This window comes from Nostoc mirabile CHAB5784 (genome assembly GCF_020829645.1).
Taxonomy (GTDB): domain Bacteria; phylum Cyanobacteriota; class Cyanobacteriia; order Cyanobacteriales; family Nostocaceae; genus Nostoc; species Nostoc mirabile.
On record NZ_JAIVFS010000014.1, the window covers coordinates 77,169 to 97,080 of the forward strand.

Annotated in this window: 17 protein-coding genes and 1 pseudogene; 11 read left to right on the forward strand and 7 right to left on the reverse strand. The window is 40.8% G+C overall.

What is annotated here, in order from left to right:
- Positions 1-126: 126 nt before the first annotated feature.
- Positions 127-1,548, reverse strand: a complete 1,422-nt coding sequence (locus LC653_RS12035) for an aspartate ammonia-lyase (protein ID WP_229494694.1) — start codon at positions 1,546-1,548, stop codon at positions 127-129.
- Positions 1,549-1,724: 176 nt separating this feature from the next.
- Between LC653_RS12035 and pgsA the strand changes: the two genes are divergently transcribed.
- The 3 genes from pgsA (at position 1,725) to LC653_RS12055 (ending at position 3,815) form a co-directional block, all read left to right on the forward strand.
- Positions 1,725-2,243 carry a CDP-diacylglycerol--glycerol-3-phosphate 3-phosphatidyltransferase gene (gene pgsA / locus LC653_RS12040; protein ID WP_229494739.1) on the forward strand — a complete coding sequence of 173 codons (519 nt, stop codon included), beginning with the start codon at positions 1,725-1,727 and terminating at the stop codon, positions 2,241-2,243.
- Positions 2,244-2,555: 312 nt separating this feature from the next.
- Positions 2,556-2,780, forward strand: coding sequence for a type II toxin-antitoxin system HicB family antitoxin (locus LC653_RS12050; RefSeq protein WP_229490177.1), 225 nt, complete (start codon positions 2,556-2,558; stop codon positions 2,778-2,780).
- 120 nt (positions 2,781-2,900) lie between these two features.
- Entirely contained in the window at positions 2,901-3,815 is a 915-nt protein-coding gene (locus LC653_RS12055; protein ID WP_229494695.1) for a S66 peptidase family protein, read from the forward strand.
- Positions 3,816-3,843: 28 nt separating this feature from the next.
- Here LC653_RS12055 and LC653_RS12060 read toward each other — a convergent pair whose 3' ends face one another.
- Positions 3,844-4,890, reverse strand: a complete 1,047-nt coding sequence (locus LC653_RS12060; RefSeq protein ID WP_372478169.1) for a glycosyltransferase family 4 protein — start codon at positions 4,888-4,890, stop codon at positions 3,844-3,846.
- Between the two features lie 405 nt (positions 4,891-5,295).
- On the opposite strand from LC653_RS12060, the gene LC653_RS12065 reads away from it, so the two are divergent.
- Positions 5,296-6,624, forward strand: coding sequence for an ABC transporter substrate-binding protein (locus tag LC653_RS12065; protein WP_229494697.1), 1,329 nt, complete (start codon positions 5,296-5,298; stop codon positions 6,622-6,624).
- A gap of 78 nt (positions 6,625-6,702) precedes the next feature.
- On the opposite strand, the gene LC653_RS12070 is transcribed toward LC653_RS12065, so the two are convergent.
- A complete protein-coding gene (locus LC653_RS12070; protein ID WP_229494698.1) occupies positions 6,703-7,452 on the reverse strand; it encodes a hypothetical protein in 750 nt (249 codons plus the stop codon).
- Positions 7,453-8,201: 749 nt separating this feature from the next.
- Here LC653_RS12070 and LC653_RS12075 point away from each other — a divergent pair.
- The 3 genes from LC653_RS12075 (at position 8,202) to LC653_RS12085 (ending at position 11,450) form a co-directional block, all read left to right on the forward strand.
- The gene (locus tag LC653_RS12075) at positions 8,202-8,891 is read left to right on the forward strand and encodes an Npun_F0296 family exosortase-dependent surface protein (RefSeq protein WP_229494699.1); all 690 of its coding nucleotides are present in this window, start codon (positions 8,202-8,204) and stop codon (positions 8,889-8,891) included.
- Between the two features lie 360 nt (positions 8,892-9,251).
- Positions 9,252-10,313 (forward strand): uroporphyrinogen decarboxylase, encoded by a 1,062-nt coding sequence (gene hemE, locus LC653_RS12080; RefSeq protein ID WP_229494700.1) that lies wholly within the window; start codon positions 9,252-9,254, stop codon positions 10,311-10,313.
- 183 nt (positions 10,314-10,496) lie between these two features.
- Positions 10,497-11,450, forward strand: a complete 954-nt coding sequence (locus LC653_RS12085; RefSeq protein WP_229494701.1) for an NAD-dependent epimerase/dehydratase family protein — start codon at positions 10,497-10,499, stop codon at positions 11,448-11,450.
- 265 nt (positions 11,451-11,715) lie between these two features.
- On the opposite strand, the gene LC653_RS12090 is transcribed toward LC653_RS12085, so the two are convergent.
- Entirely contained in the window at positions 11,716-11,928 is a 213-nt protein-coding gene (locus tag LC653_RS12090; RefSeq protein ID WP_229494702.1) for a hypothetical protein, read from the reverse strand.
- A 454-nt stretch (positions 11,929-12,382) separates the two neighbouring features.
- On the opposite strand from LC653_RS12090, the gene LC653_RS12095 reads away from it, so the two are divergent.
- Entirely contained in the window at positions 12,383-13,981 is a 1,599-nt protein-coding gene (locus tag LC653_RS12095; RefSeq protein WP_229494703.1) for a B12-binding domain-containing radical SAM protein, read from the forward strand.
- A 325-nt stretch (positions 13,982-14,306) separates the two neighbouring features.
- Here LC653_RS12095 and LC653_RS12100 read toward each other — a convergent pair whose 3' ends face one another.
- Positions 14,307-15,575 carry a tetratricopeptide repeat protein gene (locus LC653_RS12100; RefSeq protein ID WP_229494704.1) on the reverse strand — a complete coding sequence of 423 codons (1,269 nt, stop codon included), beginning with the start codon at positions 15,573-15,575 and terminating at the stop codon, positions 14,307-14,309.
- 102 nt (positions 15,576-15,677) lie between these two features.
- Here LC653_RS12100 and LC653_RS12105 point away from each other — a divergent pair.
- A pseudogene (locus LC653_RS12105) lies at positions 15,678-15,991 on the forward strand (DUF711 family protein); the annotation flags it as partial.
- A gap of 2 nt (positions 15,992-15,993) precedes the next feature.
- Here the strand turns inward: LC653_RS12105 and LC653_RS12110 are convergent.
- Complete coding sequence (locus tag LC653_RS12110; protein WP_229494705.1) at positions 15,994-16,662, reverse strand: 2OG-Fe dioxygenase family protein; 669 nt, start codon at positions 16,660-16,662, stop codon at positions 15,994-15,996.
- Positions 16,663-16,905: 243 nt separating this feature from the next.
- On the opposite strand from LC653_RS12110, the gene sfsA reads away from it, so the two are divergent.
- Entirely contained in the window at positions 16,906-17,631 is a 726-nt protein-coding gene (sfsA, locus tag LC653_RS12115) for a DNA/RNA nuclease SfsA (protein WP_229494706.1), read from the forward strand.
- A gap of 170 nt (positions 17,632-17,801) precedes the next feature.
- Here sfsA and LC653_RS12120 read toward each other — a convergent pair whose 3' ends face one another.
- Positions 17,802-18,203, reverse strand: coding sequence for a fasciclin domain-containing protein (locus tag LC653_RS12120; protein WP_229494707.1), 402 nt, complete (start codon positions 18,201-18,203; stop codon positions 17,802-17,804).
- Positions 18,204-18,898: 695 nt separating this feature from the next.
- Here LC653_RS12120 and modA point away from each other — a divergent pair.
- A complete protein-coding gene (gene modA, locus LC653_RS12125) occupies positions 18,899-19,750 on the forward strand; it encodes a molybdate ABC transporter substrate-binding protein (RefSeq protein ID WP_229494708.1) in 852 nt (283 codons plus the stop codon).
- The last annotated feature ends 162 nt before the right edge of the window (positions 19,751-19,912 follow it).

The window sequence follows — 19,912 nt, forward strand, 5'->3', positions numbered from 1 at the left end:
GGAGTGGGGAGTGGGGAGTGGGGAGTGGGGGAGATGAGGGAGATGAGGGAGATGAGGGAGATGAGGGGGACAAGGAGAATACTATGTCCAATTCCCCATGCCCAATGCCCCATGCCTCATAACCTATTATTCTGTTCTGAGCGGTAAGATACCACTCATTTGTTCTAGATTTAACACTGTAGCTAAGTCTGCTTCACTCATCAACCCGCGTTCTAAAACAATCTGCCGCAGGGATTTACCAGTTTCCAAAGATTCTTTGGCGACAGCAGCAGCGTTTAAATAACCGATGTGGGTATTTAGTGCGGTTACTAAAGCTAAACTGCCTTCGGCATAAGCTAAACAATGTTCTTGGTTCGCAGTAATTCCCTGGATGCAGCGTTCGGTGAGTGCAGCGATGGTTAACCCAAGAATTTCGATACTGTGAATTAGGTTATAGGCAATTAGTGGCATCATCACATTTAATTCTAATTGTCCGGCTTGTGCGGCTAATGCGATCGCACTGTCGTAACCCATCACCTGAAAACACACCATTGATGTCATCTCTGCCATTACTGGGTTATATTTTCCTGGCATAATCGAGGAACCGGGTTGCACTGGAGGGAGTTGAATTTCTTTCAAACCAGTTTTTGGCCCCGAATCCATCAGTCGTAAATCGTGAGATATTTTGACTAAATCCTGCGCTAAGTTGCGTAAAGCACCGGAAACATTTACAAATGGGGCCATACTCTGCATGGCTGCCATAAGATGGGGTGCAGGTTCTAAAGGAGTATCAATCAATTCTGAAAGAACTTCTACCACACGGGCGCGATACAAAGGATGAGTATTTAACCCCGTTCCGGCTGCGCTACCTCCCAAACCCAGCACCATCAAATCACCAGAGGCGGTGTAAATCCGGTTTTGATGTTCTGTGAGGATTTGTGCCCAAGCCCGAAAATTCTCACCCAAACGCACGGGTACTGCGTCTTGTAAGTGGGTTCTGCCAGATTTGACGATATCTTGAAATTCTACAGCTTTGTTTTCTAAGGATGCGATCGCACCATCTATTGCTGGGTGTAATGTCTTGGATAATGCTAATAATCCACCAATGCGAATTGCGGTCGGAATCACATCATTGGTAGACTGCCCATAATTAACGTGGTCATTGGGACTAACACGTTTGTAATTGCCCTTTTCTTCACCAAGAATTTCTAAGGCGCGATTTGCCAAAACTTCGTTGATATTCATGTGGTGGGATGTTCCAGCACCCGCCTGATAAACATCCACGACAAATTGATCTCGGAACTTCCCAGCCAGGATTTCATCAGTTGCTTGGACAATCGCCTGACTAATATCTTGAGGTATGCAATTCAGTTCCCCATTCACAATTGCTGTAGCTTTTTTAATGATTAGACCAGCATCTACGTAAGTAGCTAAAGGCTTTATGCCGCTTATGGGAAAGTTTTCGATAGCCCGCAGGGTTTGAATGCCGTAATAAAGGCTACTAGCAATTTGGCGATCGCCCATCGAATCGCGTTCGATGCGGAATTGAGAGTCTGTGTGTTCAGTCATAGTATTGTTTTAGGAGAGCTACAGAAAACAGATTTTCCCACGCTTAGGGGGAAAGTGGGGAGATAAGGGAGATGGGGGAGATGAGGGAGAAAAATTACTTGTTTATCCCTCTTGTTTTCTTTGTCTTCTTCATCCTCCTCATCCTCCTCATCCCCCTCATCCCCCTCATCCCCTCTATGACCATACCCAACTGGATTACCTTCTCTCGTCTATTAGGGATACCATTTCTGCTTTACGGTTTATATAATCCCACACCTCAAGCTCAGTGGATATGTTTGGCGATTTTTCTCATTGCTGCATTAACTGATTGGTTAGACGGGTATTTGGCGCGAAAACTCAACCAAATTAGTGAATTGGGTAAGTTTCTTGATCCCTTAGTGGATAAACTTCTGGTACTTGCGCCGTTACTGGTTTTTATTGAATTAGGAAAAGTGCCGGCTTGGGGAGTATTTTTGATTTTAGCGCGGGAATTAGCGATCGCTGGTTGGCGGGTGAATCAAACGACGATTACGGGGGCGAATATTTGGGGTAAACTCAAAACTGTTAGTCAAATAGTTGCGATCGCACTTTTGATTGCGCCTCTTGCTCAAGTGTGGCAAATTCCCTCTCTGATTGCCTTTTGGGTTTCTGTGGCCCTAACTTTAATATCTGGGGGTATTTATCTTTTGCCGCAAAAAGCTAGCAATCCTGATTGAAAACATCTACTGTATCGTCCCTGTAGGTCTGAGATTTTCCCTGATAATCATGACAAAATATTTGTAGCTAGGTCAGAAATTTCTAACAGTGCCCAAGAAAATTCGGGAACTAAAAGCAATGCTCCTCAAAGCTGGATTTACTTATAGAAGTGGCAAAGGCAGTCATACACTATAGAGCCATCCTTTGCTATTTTACAGCCTTACTTTGTCTGGAAAAGACGGAGCAGATGCAGATCGTTACCAGGAAAAAGATGTTATAAATGCGCTCATAGAAATAAAACAACTGGAGGAGGAAGATAAAGGAGAACAGGAATGAAACCACAATATAGTATTGTAATTCAGTGGTCGATGGAAGATAAAAAGTACATTGTCAGCCTACCTGAGTTTGGCCCTTATGCACATACTCATGGAAATACCTACGCAGATGCTCTCAATAATGGTGAGGAAGTGCTGGAACTTTTGATTGAAGATTACCAAGCACAAGGAAAACCACTACCAGAGCCTTTGACTGCAAATGTTTCCTTTCGGTTTGTGTAATTCTTATGCTAATTATAGGAACACTCGGTAATTTCAAAAATGATTCAACAAAATTTTATAGGAGTTCTGAGGTATAGTTCTTAATTCTTAACTCCTAACTCCTAACTCCTAACTTTTTTCATGCCATCTAAAACCTTACCACCGCCCCTAAAACCTGGAGACTTACTACGAGTAATTACCCCTAGTGGTGCTTTGCGAGAATTTGAGGCATTTGAACGGAGTGTAGAAATTTGGCGATCGCGTGGTTATCGAGTAGAAATCAGCCCCCAGATAGATGACAAATGGGGTTATCTTGCTGGCACAGACGAAACCCGCCGTCACCAACTAGCAGCAGCATGGCAAGATCCCGATTGTCGCGGTATTCTCTGTTCCAGAGGCGGTTTTGGTAGCACCCGCATCCTAGAAGATTGGAATTGGCCAAACTCAGTGGTTCCCAAGTGGCTCATAGGCTTTTCTGATATCACAGCTTTATTATGGAGCCTTTATACAGCAGGAATTTCCGGCGTTCACGGCCCCGTACTGACGACTTTGGCAGATGAGCCAGATTGGTCAATTGAGAGATTATTTGATTGGGTAGAAAGTAGTTCTTTCGCCCCTCTCAAAGGTTGTGGTTGGGGTGGTGGTGTGGTTACCGGCGCTTTACTACCAGGTAATCTCACAGTCGCTACTCACCTTTTGGGTACACCAATCCTGCCACATCTGAATGGTGTAATTCTGGCGCTGGAGGATATTACAGAAGCACCTTATCGTATTGACAGGATGTTGACGCAGTGGCGCTTAAGTGGTGCTTTGTCTCAAGTCTGCGGTATTGCTTTGGGCGGTTTTACTCGCTGTGAAGCGCCGCCAACTGTGTCTAGTTTTAGTGTAGAAGAAGTATTGCGCGATCGCTTGGGTGATTTGGGGATTCCTGTTGTCTCTGATTTGCCTTTTGGTCATGATAGCCCCAATGCAGCTTTACCAGTGGGTATAGAGGTAATTTTAGATGGGGATGCGGGAATATTAGCGATGCCTACGGCGGCAAGCTACGCGCCATAGTTGAGCGCAAATGTTGATTAGTAGTATATCAGTTTCTCAGGATTTTTTGAAACCACTCTTCGGTGCGATCGCCCATAGCTTCTAAAGAGTATAAAGTTTCTGCTTGTTGGCGACAAGCTTGGCGGTCAATTTCATCCAAATGCTTAATCGCTTCTACTAAACCTTGAACACTATCAGGTTCCACCAAAAAACCAGTTTTGCCTTCCTGGACAATTTCTGTTAAACCACCCCGACGGTAAGCAATTAAAGGTACTCCACAAGCAAGCGCCTCTATTGCTACATTTCCAAATGCTTCTACCCAACGAGGAGTTACTAAAAGAGATAGACATTGCCCTAACTCTTTTTGTAGCTCAACCGTTGGTAAAAATCCTAAATATTCGATGGGAGCATTAGGATATTCTTGAGAAATTTTCTCCCAGTAAGATATTTCCTGTTTTAATCCGAATATTTTTAATGGAATACCGATGATTTCTGCTGCTGCTACTGCATCTTCTAGTCCTTTTTCAGGAGCTATTCTACCTACCCACGCCAAGCTGTGATCTGGTTTGGGACAAAATTGATAAATAGATAAATCCAAACCATTTAGCAGACATATACATCGTTCTGCAAATGTGAAAGTAGCTGCCTGGGTTTGACTGTGAACACCGATAGTATTCGGAAAATTGATTGCTACTTGTTCAATAATCTGATCCATTGCATCTGTCAAAGAACCCATACTGATCAGATGTGCGATCGGACGGTTAAAAAATGGTGTTAAATACAGTGGCAGCCAATCATAAGCAAAATTCACAATCAAATCATAATCTGCTTGCACTTGACGAGCATAATCCCACATATTCGCCAGAACAGAATTTTTATGCAGCAAAATTGGATCACTACGACTCTGATTTTGCGCTGGTATCTGTATTAGTTCTCCTGTAATTTCTCTAATAGGTAATGAATTGCTAATAGACCCTTGCGGTGCAACAATCTCTAATTTATGTCCTCGTCGGAGCATCTCTGTAGCAATATTAGATAGCGTTAACTCTACTCCACCTCCCAACCCTGAACCTAACGCACCCATTGGGGTAGACATAAATAATAATTTATGGTACATTTGCCGTCGTTAATGTATTTTCCTACTTAGTTGCTGGGGATTATATTTCTACACCTTCCTTATTAAATTATATTTTAACTTTGATGCAAGAGGATAAATATTTTTTATAGAATATTGGGAATTCAATAGAGATTTTTAACTATAAAGATGTTAATGAACTCATAGATAAAATAAATATCGATATCTTCAATATCTTTTATGAAGGTATTGTTCTTAATGGCATAATTCAAGTGGATGACTACGATAATTGGGATGGTTGTCAAAAGCCTTACATGATTTTGAACGTTTGAGAATAGAGCAACTTAATATTCATAAAATTGACTACACGGCACTGTAGTTCAAGAAGGGTGAAATGAGAAATGCCCAACAAATCTAAAAATTGACATGAAAGTTACCCTTTTTCAATCCCAAATTCCAAATTTTTTCCGCAAGTTGACCAATTCTCCTTGGCGGCTTTCGCTGATAGGAATTATTCTGAGTATATTTTTAATATTCTTATATGGTTGTCAGAAGATAGTCCAGAAGAATGATGGAGTAATTCATCTGAGTTTATGGCAATCAATCAATCCCCCTACTAATCGGTATGTGTTTGATAAACTAGTAGATAAATTTAATCAGACTCATACTGATGTTCAGGTGGAATCTATTTTCATAGGTCAACCCCAATTGCCAAAAATCTTAACAGCAGTTGTGGGCAATGCGCCTCCAGATATTCTGTCATTCGATCCTCAATTGACAGGTCAGTTTATGGAACTAGGGGCAATTCAGTCTTTAGAAGAATGGCTGGAAAATTTTCCATTAAAGTCGGAAATTAGCCCCAACTTATGGGAGGAACTAAAATTAGATGGTCATCTTTGGTCAATCCCACTTTCTACAAGCAATTTAGGGATTTTTTACCGACCTAAACTTTTCCAAGCTGCGGGAATTACGCAAATTCCTAAGACTTGGGAAGAGTTGAGGGAAGTTGCCAAAAAGTTGACTATAGACCGCAATGGCGACAATCGACCTGAACAATACGGAATGTTGCTGCCTTTAGGAAAAGAAGAATGGACTGTCTTTAGTTGGTTTCCTTTTTTATTGAGTGCTGGTGGAGAGATTGTAACAAATAACCGTCCAAATTTGACGAATGTGGGTGCGATCGCAGCCTTACAATTTTGGCAGGATATATTAAAAGATGGTTCAGCAACCCTTTCTTCGCCAGAGCGAGGTTATGAAGAAGACGCTTTTATTTCAGGCCGCGTTGCAATGCAGATCACAGGCCCTTGGACTTATATCATGAAGTCTAATGTTGACTTTAAAGTATTCCCCATACCTGCAAGTGTGAAACCTGCTACGGTGACAGCCACTGGAGATATGTATTTGATGAAGACTACACCAAAAAGAGAGCAAGCCGCACTAAAATTTTTAGAGTATGTTTTAAGTGAAGAATTCCAAACAGAATGGAGTATAGGGACGGGTTTTTTACCAGTTAACATTAAATCTACCCAAAGTCAGGCTTATCAAGAATTTCTCCAGCAAAAACCTGTCTTGAAAGTCTTTATTGACCAAATGCCCGTATCAGGTTCTCGACCAATCATTCCTGGCTATAGTCGCTTGTCTGACAGTTTAGGTCGAGCCATCGAAGCCACCATGCTAGGAGCATCTCCAGAAACAGCACTTAAACAAGCTCAAGCAAACCTCGATTCAATTTGGGATTCCCTACAATCTAAATGAAATTTAAAATTCTAACTAAGGCTTCCTTTTTACTTAGCTTTGCAAAAACTAGGTTTCAAACCCAATGTTTAATTATGATTAACCAGAAATTCCACTCCGGCGATCTGAATTTATTTTCAAGGTACACAAGCCAATTGCTGGTATAATTCCCAAAATTAGTGCTGTAAACCCTTGTCCACTCCAATACAAAATAAAAGTACGGTTGGCTTCTGGAATCAAATTTTGCACAATAAAAAGCAACCAAACCAAAATAGTGATCAAGAAGAAAGAGATTGAGGGTAAAAAATTCCACCACCAAATGCCTGTTGTGTATCGCCTCAATACCAGCCATTGGCAAAGCCCCAGCCAAATACCAGAAATTATATATGCGATCGCAGACAGAAATCCAAAAATAAAAGTTTGTTCAGGAGATAAAGTTTCATTTAACGATATGGCAATAGTTGAAATATAGTTAATCCAAGCTGTAGAAACGCCGTTGGCAATCAGCCAACCTACACTAGTAGCAAATATCCACTGCCAACCCGGTAAATATCGGTAAAGGACAAGGGCTTGATCAGCAGCAAAAATCACGGCAAATATAACATTACTGAGACTTCTAACCAAAATGCCCCATGTTTGTGGTTGGATTGCAACGCTAGGTGAGGTTTGGAGAATAATTTTCTCTAAGGCGATACTGGCAACGCCACCCACAACCCATCCGATCAGGGTCATTAAGGTAAACTGAATAAAGAACCTCTGTCGCTGCGATCGCGGAATCAAAAATTTTCCTGGGTTAGGATCATTATTAGCAGATGCAACATGATCCGGACTGTTAGAGTCAGTTTGCATATCAAGTTAGGGGACTAGGGAGTAGGGAGAGCAGGGAGATAGGGGAGCAGGGGGAGAATAACTAATGCCCAATGCCCAATCCTCAATTAAATATTGATTCTTGTTTTACCCTATTTCTCAATCGCCAGTCCCTATTTTCCATTCCCCACTGGCCACTCGCCACTTTCCCAAGGCGAGGATATTATGTCAATAATAGCAGTTGCGTAGGTTGGGTTTCGTTCCTCAACCCAACATTTCGGGGGCTTTGTTGGGTTAAGCAAAGGGCAACCCAACAAAGCAATTTTTCACAAAGCCAAGCGTATTGATGTTGTTTTGCATCTGAATGGGAACCGCTATATTGCTAAAGATTTAGGGGTAGCCCATCGTAGACATCGCTTTGAGTCTTGGAAACTAAACGAGAAATGGTGATTTTTTTGTTGGTTCTTAACCTTGGTTGCGATCAAGAGTAATTTAGATGCGTTTGTCCTGCCCACTACAATTACGCAAGAACCTTCACATAATCTTTAAAGATATTTTAGTATATACACCCTATCTTTTGCGATTGATAAAAATCAAAATAGGATTACAAAGCATCAAGATAAACTTACATCTTCGGCTTATTCTACCCAACAACGGTCAGTTGCAAAGACCTAATAATCTTTGTGATTTTCTTCTATGTTGTTGAAGTAATGAAACCAGTTTTTCATAGCTAGGTTTCAAGAAAAGTTCAATCTTAATTCTCTTTGCGTTCTTCAAGGTTTATTACTAAAATGCTGCAAAAAATCTCCTTGGCTTTACTCGGAACAACTGCTGTAGTCATGAGTGCGAATCCAGCTAGTGCCTTCACTCTGCAAGTCAACACTGGCCCGTTTTCTAGCTATGCTGATGCGAAAACTGTTACCTTTGACGATGGCACAGCAAATGATCCTAATGGATTTGTTACTTACTCTAATATTACTACTAACATTGTTCAAGGTAGTAAAGATAGTCAATACGCCTCACCTTATGGGGATAACACCAACTTTCTAACAATTGCTCCAAAAAATACTGCTGTTGCAGGTAACAGTGGTTTTGTCAATCTTAACTTCAAAGAAGCTGTTAATTACTTCGGTTTTTATGCAGGTTCATTGGATAGTTACAACTATTTTGACATTTACAACGGCGATAAGTTATTAAAGAGTTTTAGTGGTGCAAATGTGCCAACTGCTATAGCTAATGGTAGCTGGACTAGCTCTGATGCTAATAAGTTTATCAATATTGTAGCTGATACAGGAGAAACATTTAACCGAGTTGTGATGCGCTCAGATGGTGTTGCCTTTGAAACAGATAACCACGCCTATAGACTAGCCAACAAGAGCGTTCCCGAACCTAATGCGATGTTAGGTGTGTTAGCAATAGGTGCTTGTGGTATGATGTCACTCTTCAAACGCTCACAACATAAAGCGACAGTGAAAGCATAAATTTATCAAGATACCCGTTGAAAACCCTTAAGGATGTGTCTTTACGCCAGACGTAGAGACACATTTGTTATTTGTCATGGAGTTTTCCTCATGCGTTCCCTTGATGCAGAAGTGAGAGGTGCATTTCTACGTGGGACTCAAAGCGATGATTTGATGGGAGAAGCCAAAAAAACCATAACTTGTCGCACTTGCTGGCATTAATACTGTAGTCAAGCCAACCGATCGCTCATATCCAATAATCAAAATATTATAAAATATTACTATTATGCCCTGCTATTCACCTTTTCCTGAGAACTTGCTGGAAAAGCGTAATCCCAGAATGATAAGCTAAACAGTGGCATAAATAGGATGAAGTAATAAATGGGTGTTTATTCAACGACTCCTCATCTCTTACGGGCTGCTCGTGGTGAAGTAGTAGATCGTCCCCCTGTATGGATGATGCGACAAGCGGGACGATATATGAAAGCATATCGAGACTTAAGAGATAAGTATCCTTCGTTTCGCGATCGCTCGGAAATTCCAGATGTAGCAATTGAAGTTTCCTTGCAACCCTGGAGAGCCTTCCAGCCAGATGGAGTAATTTTATTTTCTGATATTGTCACCCCATTACCTGGTTTGGGCATTGACATGGATATTGCCGAAGGTAAAGGGCCAATCATTCACTCGCCCCTCCGCACTCAAGAACAAATTGAACGTCTGCATCCTTTAGAACCAGAAGCAGCTCTACCATTTATCAAGACAATTTTACAAGCGTTGCGTTCTGAAGTAGGCGATAAATCAACGGTGTTGGGCTTTGTGGGTGCGCCGTGGACATTAGCAGCTTATGCAGTTGAGGGAAAAGGTTCCAAAACCTATTCCATCATCAAAAACATGGCATTTTCAGATCCGACTATATTGCATCAATTGTTAGCTAAATTAGCAGATGCGATCGCCATTTATGCCCGCTACCAAATTGACTCTGGCGCTCAAGTTGTGCAAATGTTCGATTCTTGGGCGGGTCAATTGAGTCCTCAAGATTATGACACCTTTGCTCTCCCCTATCAGCAGAGAGTTTTCCAACAAGTCAAGCAAACCCACCCCGATACACCTTTGATTTTGCTAGTTAGCGGTAGTGCGGGTGTGTTGGAAAGAATGGGACAATCTGGCGCTGATATAGTCAGTGTAGACTGGGCAGTGGATATGGCAGACGCACGAGCCAGATTGGGTAAGCAAGTCAAAGTTCAAGGAAATCTTGACCCAGGCGTGCTATTTGGCTCTAAACAGTTTATCCGCGATCGCATTCTTGATACCGTTCGCAAAGCTGGTAATTGGGGTCACATTCTCAATCTCGGTCATGGTGTCCTCCCAGAAACTCCAGAAGAAAATGTCGCTTTCTTCTTTGAAACAGCAAAAGAACTGAATCTTGCAGGAGTTAAGGGTTAGGAGTTATGAGTTATGAGTTATGAGTTAGGAGTTATAAACTATTTAGTTGCGAGGTGCAGAGTTATTTTTTTATTCTTAACTCCTCACTCCTCACTCCTAACTTGATTCATGGCTTCTGATTCGGAACTTTTAACTTCATTTTTAACTCTTAACTTTTAACTCCTTACTTTTGATAAATTCTCTATGAGCCAGAAACGGATTTTAGTGACTGGTGCAAGTGGTTGTATAGGTCATTATTTAACAGAAGCCTTAATTAAAGAAACAGATTACGAACTGTATCTACTAGTTAGGAACCCAAGTAAACTGCAAGTTGATACTAAGGCCCGTTCAGGTATCAACGTTTTGCAAGGTGATATGCAAAATATTCGCCAGTTTGCCGATTTGCTATCCACAATTGATACGGCAGTACTCACAGCCACAGCTTGGGGTGGTGATGAGACATTTGATATTAATGTTGTCAAGACTATAGAGTTGCTAGAACTGCTAGATCCAGAACGTTGCCAGCAGGTAATTTATTTTTCGACAGCTAGCGTTTTGGATCGCTATAATCAACCATTAAAAGAAGCTGGGGAAATTGGGACAGATTACATCCGTTCCAAATATGACTGCTTACAGAAAAAAGAAAAATTAGCGATCGCACCTAAAATTACCACAGTATTTCCCACTTTAGTATTGGGTGGTGATGCCAATAAACCCTATTCTCATGCCACCTCTGGCATTCCAGAAGTTACGAAATATATTAATTTGATTCGCTTTTTGGAAGCAGATGGTAGTTTTCACTTTATCCACGGACGAGATATTGCCACTGTCGTGCGATATTTAATTGATCATCCTGCCAAAAACGATCAACCACGTCGGCTTGTTTTAGGTCAAGCACCGTTAACTGCTAATCAAGCAGTGAAACAAGTTTGTGCTTATCTGGGCAAAAAGATTTACTTTCGCATTCCCATATCTTTAGCATTAGCTAATTTGATTATTATTCTGTTCCGCATTCAGATGGCCGCTTGGGATCGATTTTGTATGAACTATCGGCATTTCACATACGAAAAATTTATCAATCCTGATAGTTTCGGCTTGCCAAATTATTGTGCAACTATGAGTGATGTTTTAAAAATTAGTGGCGTTAAACGTGCATGATAAAATATCTATTCTTTGCTAATGATAGCGGTCATTTCTTGCAAAGATAAGCCGACACAAGCTGCCAGTTCTTCTAGTGTCAATCGTTTGCGTGTGTTTGCTTCTAACATAGATGTTGCAGCTGCAACGTAATCAGGGTTAGCAAGCAATACGCTTGGGTTAAGGCTAAAAAATAAAACTGGTGTAGGTTGGGTTGAGGAACGAAACCCAACATTATCAAGGCTTTGTTGGGTTGAACGAAGTGAAACCCAACCTACGATTCTTCTTAACCCAAGCGTATTGGGTTAGCAAGATGATTGACATTCTTAGGAGAAGTTGCTTGAGAATAAAGGCTGGCAATGCCGGAGCCTCCAGTAAATTTTTGTATTTGATAAGTAGCAATTAGAGCTGCTTGACGTGCTTGGAGATAGGCAACATAATAATATTGCACAATAGCTAATCTTTTTTGCTGTCTAACTTCCTTCCAACGAGCTCGCAAAACAGGAAGCTGCTGAAAAGTACTGATGAATTTAATCGGGTCTACTGTGACAGTTAAGGAAAAGCTGTTTTCGCGCTCAGATGGTGATAATATCAGTCTGTAAAGCCTTTAAATCAAAGGTTGGATATCTATTCAGGATTACAGGCGATTAAGATTCTTCATAAATTTTAGTGATAATCCTGAACACATCTGGCGATCGCCTGTGACAGTTGCGTAAGTCCTACAGATATGCATTTAGTTTGCAGCCTGGCCGTAGTTAGAGAAACTAGAAATCTCCTGACTCCTGTTGCAACATGCTTTTCTTTTTGCCGATTAGCTGTAAGAATTCCCGTCCCTACTTGTCCATTGGAGGGAAAAATATCAATGGTAAAATAAAACAACTTTAATAAAAAGTCAATAACTCTTTATTTTCGTTAGAGTGGGATAACAATCAAAGTGTGAGGATTGATACTACATGCGAATCTTGTTAGTGTATCCAATATTTCCCAAAACTTTTTGGTCTTATGAAAAAATCTTGGAGTTAGTCAATCGCAAAGTTTTATTACCACCTCTGGGTTTAGTAACAGTGGCGGCGATTCTGCCCCAAGAATGGGAATTCAAACTGGTAGATCGCAACATCCGCCCAGCAACAGAAGAAGAATGGGCATGGGCAGATGTGGTAATCCTCTCTGCGATGATTGTCCAGAAACAAGATTTACTTGAACAAATCCAGGAAGCAAAAAAACGTGGCAAGCTAGTCGCAGTTGGCGGCCCCTACCCCACTTCTGTACCTCACGAAGTTGAAAATGTTGGTGCAGATTTTCTGATTTTGGATGAAGGAGAAATCACTCTCCCCATGTTTATTGAGGCAATCAAAAGGGGAGAAACATCTGGCACTTTCCGCGCCACAGAAAAGCCAGATGTCACAAGCACACCAATACCCCGCTTTGATTTATTAGAATTGGATGCCTATGACATGATGTCGGTGCAGTTTTCGCGTGGGTGTCCCTTCCAGTGCGAATTTTGTGACATTATTGTTCTCTACGGGCGCAAACCACGCACCAAAACCCCAGCACAACTGTTAGCAGAGTTAGATTGCCTCTATGAATTGGGTTGGCGGCGGGGTGTATTTATGGTGGATGATAACTTTATTGGCAACAAACGAAATGTAAAATTGTTGCTCAAAGAGTTAAAAGTTTGGATGGCAGAACACAAGTATCCCTTCCGATTTGATACTGAAGCTTCAATTGACTTAGCCCAAGACTCAGAAATGTTGGAGTTGATGGTTGAGTGTGGTTTCTCGGCGGTGTTTTTGGGAATCGAAACGCCGGATGAGGATAGTTTGCAAATGACCAAGAAGTTTCAAAATACTCGCAGTTCTCTAACTGAGGCAGTGGAAACCATCATCAAAGCCGGATTGCGCCCAATGGCTGGGTTTATTATCGGGTTTGATGGCGAAAAAGCAGGTGCAGGCGATCGCATTGTCCGCTTTGCAGAACAAGCAGCCATTCCCTCTACTACCTTTGCCATGTTGCAAGCGTTACCTAACACTGCGCTTTGGCATCGCCTGAAAAAAGAAGGACGACTACGGGAAAATCAAGATGGCAACATCAACCAAACAACATTGATGAACTTCCTGCCCACCCGTCCCCTAGAAGAACTTGCACGAGAATATATTGAAGCGTTTTGTACTTTATACGACCCAGTGCAGTATTTGGATCGTACCTATCGCTGTTTCTTGATGATGGGTTTGCCGAGTTGGAAAGCGCCAGCAAAAATGCCAGAGTGGGTGGTTGTGAAAGCGCTGTTAATTGTAATTTGGCGACAAGGCATCAAACGGGAAACCCGTTGGAAGTTCTGGCATCATTTGTTCAGCATTCTCAAGCGTAACCCTGGAGTTATTGAACATTACATCTCTGCTTGCGCCCACAACGAGCATTTTCTAGAGTATCGCCAAATTGTGCGCGATCAAATTGAAAGTCAGCTAGCTGAATATCTCGCGCAAGGTGCAGAAACGCCTTATGTGTTAGTGAAGGAAAAAGTAGAGGAAAAAGCTGAAGCGGTAGTCAGTTAGTTTCATTGGAAAATAACAAGTGATATCATGTCCGCTTGATTACTTATAGCTTTTCCTAATCAAATGAGGTACATCATAGTCCCCTCCTCGCTTGCGGGGAGCAGGGTGGTTTCATACGAAAAAAGAAAAATACATAAGTCTTGATTTCTCGTTTTGTGACATAGCTTTTTACCCCACTTCCAAACCTCTCCCCGAAGCGGAGAGAGGCTTTGAAACCCAGTTTTAATTTTTCTGTGGTTGTATGAAACCACCCTGCCCTCCTCGCTTGCGGGGAGGGGGTTGGGGGTGGGGTTCTTTTATTATGGGTAATTTGGCGGACATGATATTATCTACCGCGATCGCGTTCTAAATCATCAATCACTTTTTGCAAATACCACTCGTCTGACATCCCAGGATGGTAATCCTGCTTCTGCTGAATTAATCTTTCGGCAATTTCCCAATATCCGCCAACCATTCGCAAAAGTCGCTGACGTAGTAGGTTATATTTTTGCTTTTTTGACTCTGGACTAAATTTGTGGATTTTTTCTAGACTACTTAAGACTTGTTGATAATTTCCCCAGTCTTCTTGTTCACAAAAAATACTCGCCGCCCGTTGATAATCTTCCAGGGCATTTTGCATTTCTTCCATGCAAGTATAGGCAATGCCGCGATTGTAGTAAGCTTGAGCATCATCAGGGTTTATTTGTAGTGCGTAGCTGTAATCTTGAATTGCACCGAGATAGTTACCCATTGCTCGATAAGCATTGCCTCTGGCAATATAGACTAAGGGATCTTCGGGTTGCATCTGAAGTGCTTGATTCAGATCCGCGATCGCACCTTGATGATCGCCCAATATAGAACGCGCTTTACCTCGGTTGCGATAGACAATGGCATCTTGAAAATCTAATCGCAATGCTTGATTAAAATCTGCGATCGCTTCTCGATAATTCCCCATTTTGCAACGCACAACCCCACGACAGCAGTAAGCTTGGGCATCTTGTGAATCGGCTTTTAATACCCAGTTTAAATCAGCTAGTGCCTCTTGCGTATCTCCCTTTTCAGCCTTTTCTAATAATTGCGTGAAATATTCATTTGTGGATAAAATGGGCGCATTTGGAGAACGTGATTGCTGTACAACAGGTAATTTTTGGGGTTGTAGCTGTTTAATTTGTTCCAGACACAGACGACAATTGTCTTTATCCTGTTGTTCTAGATATAATTGTGCAGCTTTTTTAAAATTAGCGATCGCGTCTTGAATATAACCCTGTTTGCGTCGCACTATCCCCCGCAGATAATAAGCAGAAGCATAGTTGAGATTGAGACGAATAGCGCGTTCAACATCGTCTAGCGCCCCCGGTAAATTTTTCAGCGCCACCCTTGCCAATCCACGACAATAATATGCCTCTACACTCTCAGGATTCAGCTTCAGGGCTTCGGTATAATCTGAAACAGCCTTAAGGATTGCACCTGAGTCATAATGTGCCAAACCCCGTTGCAAGTAAGCTTCGGTAAAATAAGGTGTCAGTTGTAAAGCATGGTTAAATTCCTCAATTGCTCCAGCGTAGTCTTTTCGCCTAGCCTTTTCCAATCCTCTATTGTAGAATTCGTCATTCATGGCATTTGTTTAGTTGATTCAGTTAGTTGAATTCCAGCACGCTTGTTTCGTAGCCTCACCTATACACTCACCTTTAATATTTTAAGTATTCAGCGTGCCTTTGTTTCTCGTGTATTAAAAAATGTATCAATAAAAATCTGTGGTTACTCTGGATTTATGCTTCCGATTTCTAAAGATGTTGGACTAGCTAACAGGGCTAACAAGCAAACATATAATATTACAAGTTCCTTATTATATTCAGCAATTTGTGGATGTGATCTGGATACAGTTCCGATTCCAAGTGATATAAAGATAGCAAAAATTGCAGGTTTATTAATTACGATTGATTATTTACAATTACAAATAAAAAAGCTGGGGAAATGACTACATTCAATTCCCCATATCTCGTAGATTGTAGAATATTTACAGTTAACTAGAATTATTCTGAAAGTAAGCTAGGAGAAGTCAGTACAAAAACATCAAAACTTCCTTGAGCGTCAGTTTGTGGTTTTATGGGATTGGCGAAATGGAAAAACTCATGGTCGTTGACCAATAATAGTTCCCCCGGATTTAGAACTTTGCTAAACACAGGTTTTTCTCTTTTGGCAGTATATAGATGTGTTTCTCCACCTTGAATATTATCTCTATCTACTGAAAAAACGCCAATAAAATCAGTTCCATCTTGATGGATACCTTCAGGGGCTGGATTAGCAAAATTATCTGGCGAACAAATAATTCTAATTTGATGAACTCCGATTTCAGCTTCAGGATGAAGTTTACAAGAATCGCTAAATGCTAAAACAAGATTTCTAAAAATATCAAGTTCTATGAGTGCATCATCTAATTCTGTAAACTCTCTTTTTACGTCGCCCACTAATGGATTATACTCTTTACTTTGAAAGAAGTAGCCATGAGGTAATTTGATTAACTCATTTCCAGAAACTGTGAACCGAGATAATCTTCTCGAACGATAGTTGCCTTTGATATAAGGGTCAATAGGCATATTACTAAAAAATGGCTTGAAACCTTCTACATTTATCGAATTTACCTTTCTTAGAGTAAACAGAAAAGCATATTCTAATTCCGTTGATGACCACACTTTTTGCATAGGATTTACCTCCTTGCACGTTGGAATTCTCCCGGATTTTTCTTTATGGGAGGATTATAATACCTAGTATATGCTACTTTATATTACTATGTTGTTAATTTAACTACAAAAATTCGCATTTTATGATATACACAGTTACTCAATTTCTGTTATGGGGCAGAGTAGCTGCTGAAAAGATTTGCTGTTGAGAGGTAGGTGGATAAGGAATCGACGTATATTTACTAGCAGCAACAAGGTTTCATAATGATAGATTGGCTTTACCGTTACCCACCTTTGTATTCGGGTATTCTGCTAAAACGCTACAAGCGATTTTTTGCCGACGTTCAACTTACTTCTGGCGAAATAGTGACAGCACATTGTCCAAATACAGGGCCAATGACTGGAGTATCGACTCCCCAAAGTGCTGTACAGCTTTCCAAAAGTGATAATCTTAACCGCAAATTGGCTTACACTTTAGAACTAATTCAGGTACATGACAACGAGCCGACTTGGGTAGGCATAAATACTTTCTTGCCCAATCGGGTGGTAAAGCTAGCTTTGGCGAAACATCTTTTCCCCGAATTGGGCGGCTATAGCCAAGTCAAAGGCGAGGTAGTTTATGGGCTAGATAAAAAAAGTCGAGTGGATTTTTTCTTGATGGGGAGTGATGAGGAACGCGCGATTTATTTAGAAGTGAAAAATACAACTTTGTCTGAGGGAAGACTAGCCTTATTTCCCGACACGGAAACTACAAGAGGACAAAAGCATTTGCGAGAACTAATGGCGCTGCTACCTCTAACTCGTGCGGTGATGCTTTACTTTATCAATCGCGGTGATTGTACTGAGTTCTCCCCTGGCGATCGCACAGATCCTATATATGGTAAATTATTACGGGATGCGATCGCTCTCGGTTTAGAAGTCTTACCTTGCCGTTTTGATATTTCCCCCGAAGGTATTCGTTATTTGGGTTTGGCGAAACTAAAAATTTGATTACACCTAATTAAATCTAAACCTATGAAACAATAAATCCATCTAGACAGTATCTAGATGGATTTGTTGATAGTTGGTGTTTACTAAAAAACATTCAACCAGACTGTAATAGAGAAACGACTACAGGTAGTCGCCGCCCCAGAAATAGCATTAGCTATTCTGACGTTTGCTTATGCAGGAATCAAAACTGTGTCAATTACGTGGATGACACCGTTATCAGCATCAACATCTGCTGTTGCAACAGTTGCATCATTGATTTTAACGCCATTAGAAGCGTCAATTTTTACATCTGAACCTTCAACTGTTGTAGCTGTCTTTAGCTTAACTACATCAGCAGCTAGTACCTTTCCTGAGACTACATGATAGGTCAAGATTTTCTTGAGCTTTGGAATATCTTGAAGTAATGAGTCTACTGTACCTGCTGGAAGCTTATTAAACGCTTCATCAGTAGGTGCGAAGACGGTAAATGGCCCAGGGCCTTTCAGTGTATCTACTAGACCAGCTGCTTGGATTGCTGCAACTAGTGTGTTGAAAGAACCATTATTAGCGGCGGTATCAACTATATTGGCCATGTGTTTTACCTAATTCTGTGTAATCTGTTACAAATCTAAACTATTTGTTTAATAAAATCTATCTATCGTTAGACGTATACCGAATAAAATTTTTTATTGATATCATAAATGATTGTCTATATTTTTATACAAATAGAGAATTATATATACATTGTTTGGGCGGATGAGTTACAAGCACTCTATGATGTGTAGTTTACCACCGCAGGCATCGCTCCTTCTTTATACAGAGGCAGGAGCGATCGCATCCAAGATTATTAGTGCAGCACTCGCAATACCAATAAAATTAGTTAAATTGATACTCAAAAAGTACATTGTTGGTATAAGCAGAGTTTTAGATATTTAGAAGTTATCTGGCAATCTTATAGTAAAATCTTTGCTGAGTAAGCAAAATAGGGTTTTTAGAAAATTTAAATGTACTTGCTCTAGCTTTGTGTCAGCATTTGTTAACCAAAAAAATTGGTAGTAAGCGTATTTAACTGGTATTATTTCATCATTAAATACATTTCACTCGTTGTTTGTGTAATTTCACTTGGAAATAATAAACAGCCCATCACATTAATGCTTTTAGCAATTGTGATTAGCTGCTTATTTCCAATAGGACTTAGGCGCAGTGGCTCGCTTTAAAAAGTTGGTTTTTAGGGTTCCCCTTATTTAATCAAACTTCTAGGTAATATTTTCCCCAAACTATAACTTTCATGAACAGAAGAAGATTTATTGCTTGCATTGCTACAGCAGTTACCAGCATGATGTTGGTAATAGGTTTGCAGTTTGTCAATTTATCGCCAGCAAGTTCCGTAACCACACTTAACGTGTATGCGGCTGTCAGCTTAACAAACGCGCTAAATGACATTAAAACTCGATACCAAAATGCTAACCCAGGTGTTAACGTTGTGTATACATTTGGTGCTTCTGGTACCTTACTGAGCCAAATACAAGCAGGCGCACCAGCAGATATTTTTATTTCTGCTGCGACAGACCAAATAAATGTATTACAGAATGCAACCCCAAGCAAATTGGTGACAAATAGCCGTAAGAACATTGTCAAAAATCGTCTAGCTTTGATTGCTCCTACGACACCTCCTGTTAGTGCTGGTAGTGCTGGTCTCAGTACCATTAATGGTTTGACCAACGCTAACATTACTGGCATTGCTATAGGTGACTACACAGGTACTCCTCCAGTTGTGCCAGCAGGAAATTATGCCAAACAAGTTCTTACTAGTCGAGGTATTTTCACGACTGTTAGTCCTAAATTATCCCTTGCTAGTAATGTGCGTACCGTTTTAACTGCTGTTGAAAATAAAACTCTTCAAGTTAACGGTGTAAATAAAACTATTAATGCAGGTTTTGTTTACACAACCGATGCTGCCATTTCTAACAAGGTAAGAGTCGTACAAACTGCTCTAACAAGAGAGAGCGATGCAATTGTCTACCCACTAGGTATACTCACCAGAACTACAGTTTTAACGACGGCACGGAGTTTTTCTAACTACTTAGCTGGTACTACTGCCCAGAATATCTTTAAAGGTTATGGCTTTCTCGCGCCTTAATCACCACGTCGTTGTCGTGAAATTTGAACTATTTGGAGTCATGTTTCGTGAAGCTCACTAAAAAATAATCTGGTGATCCGATAAATACATCATTAACTAAAATTAGCAATTTCCCTCTACATCATAGTGGTAATCAGGGTTTATCACTTGGTGGATTTGTAG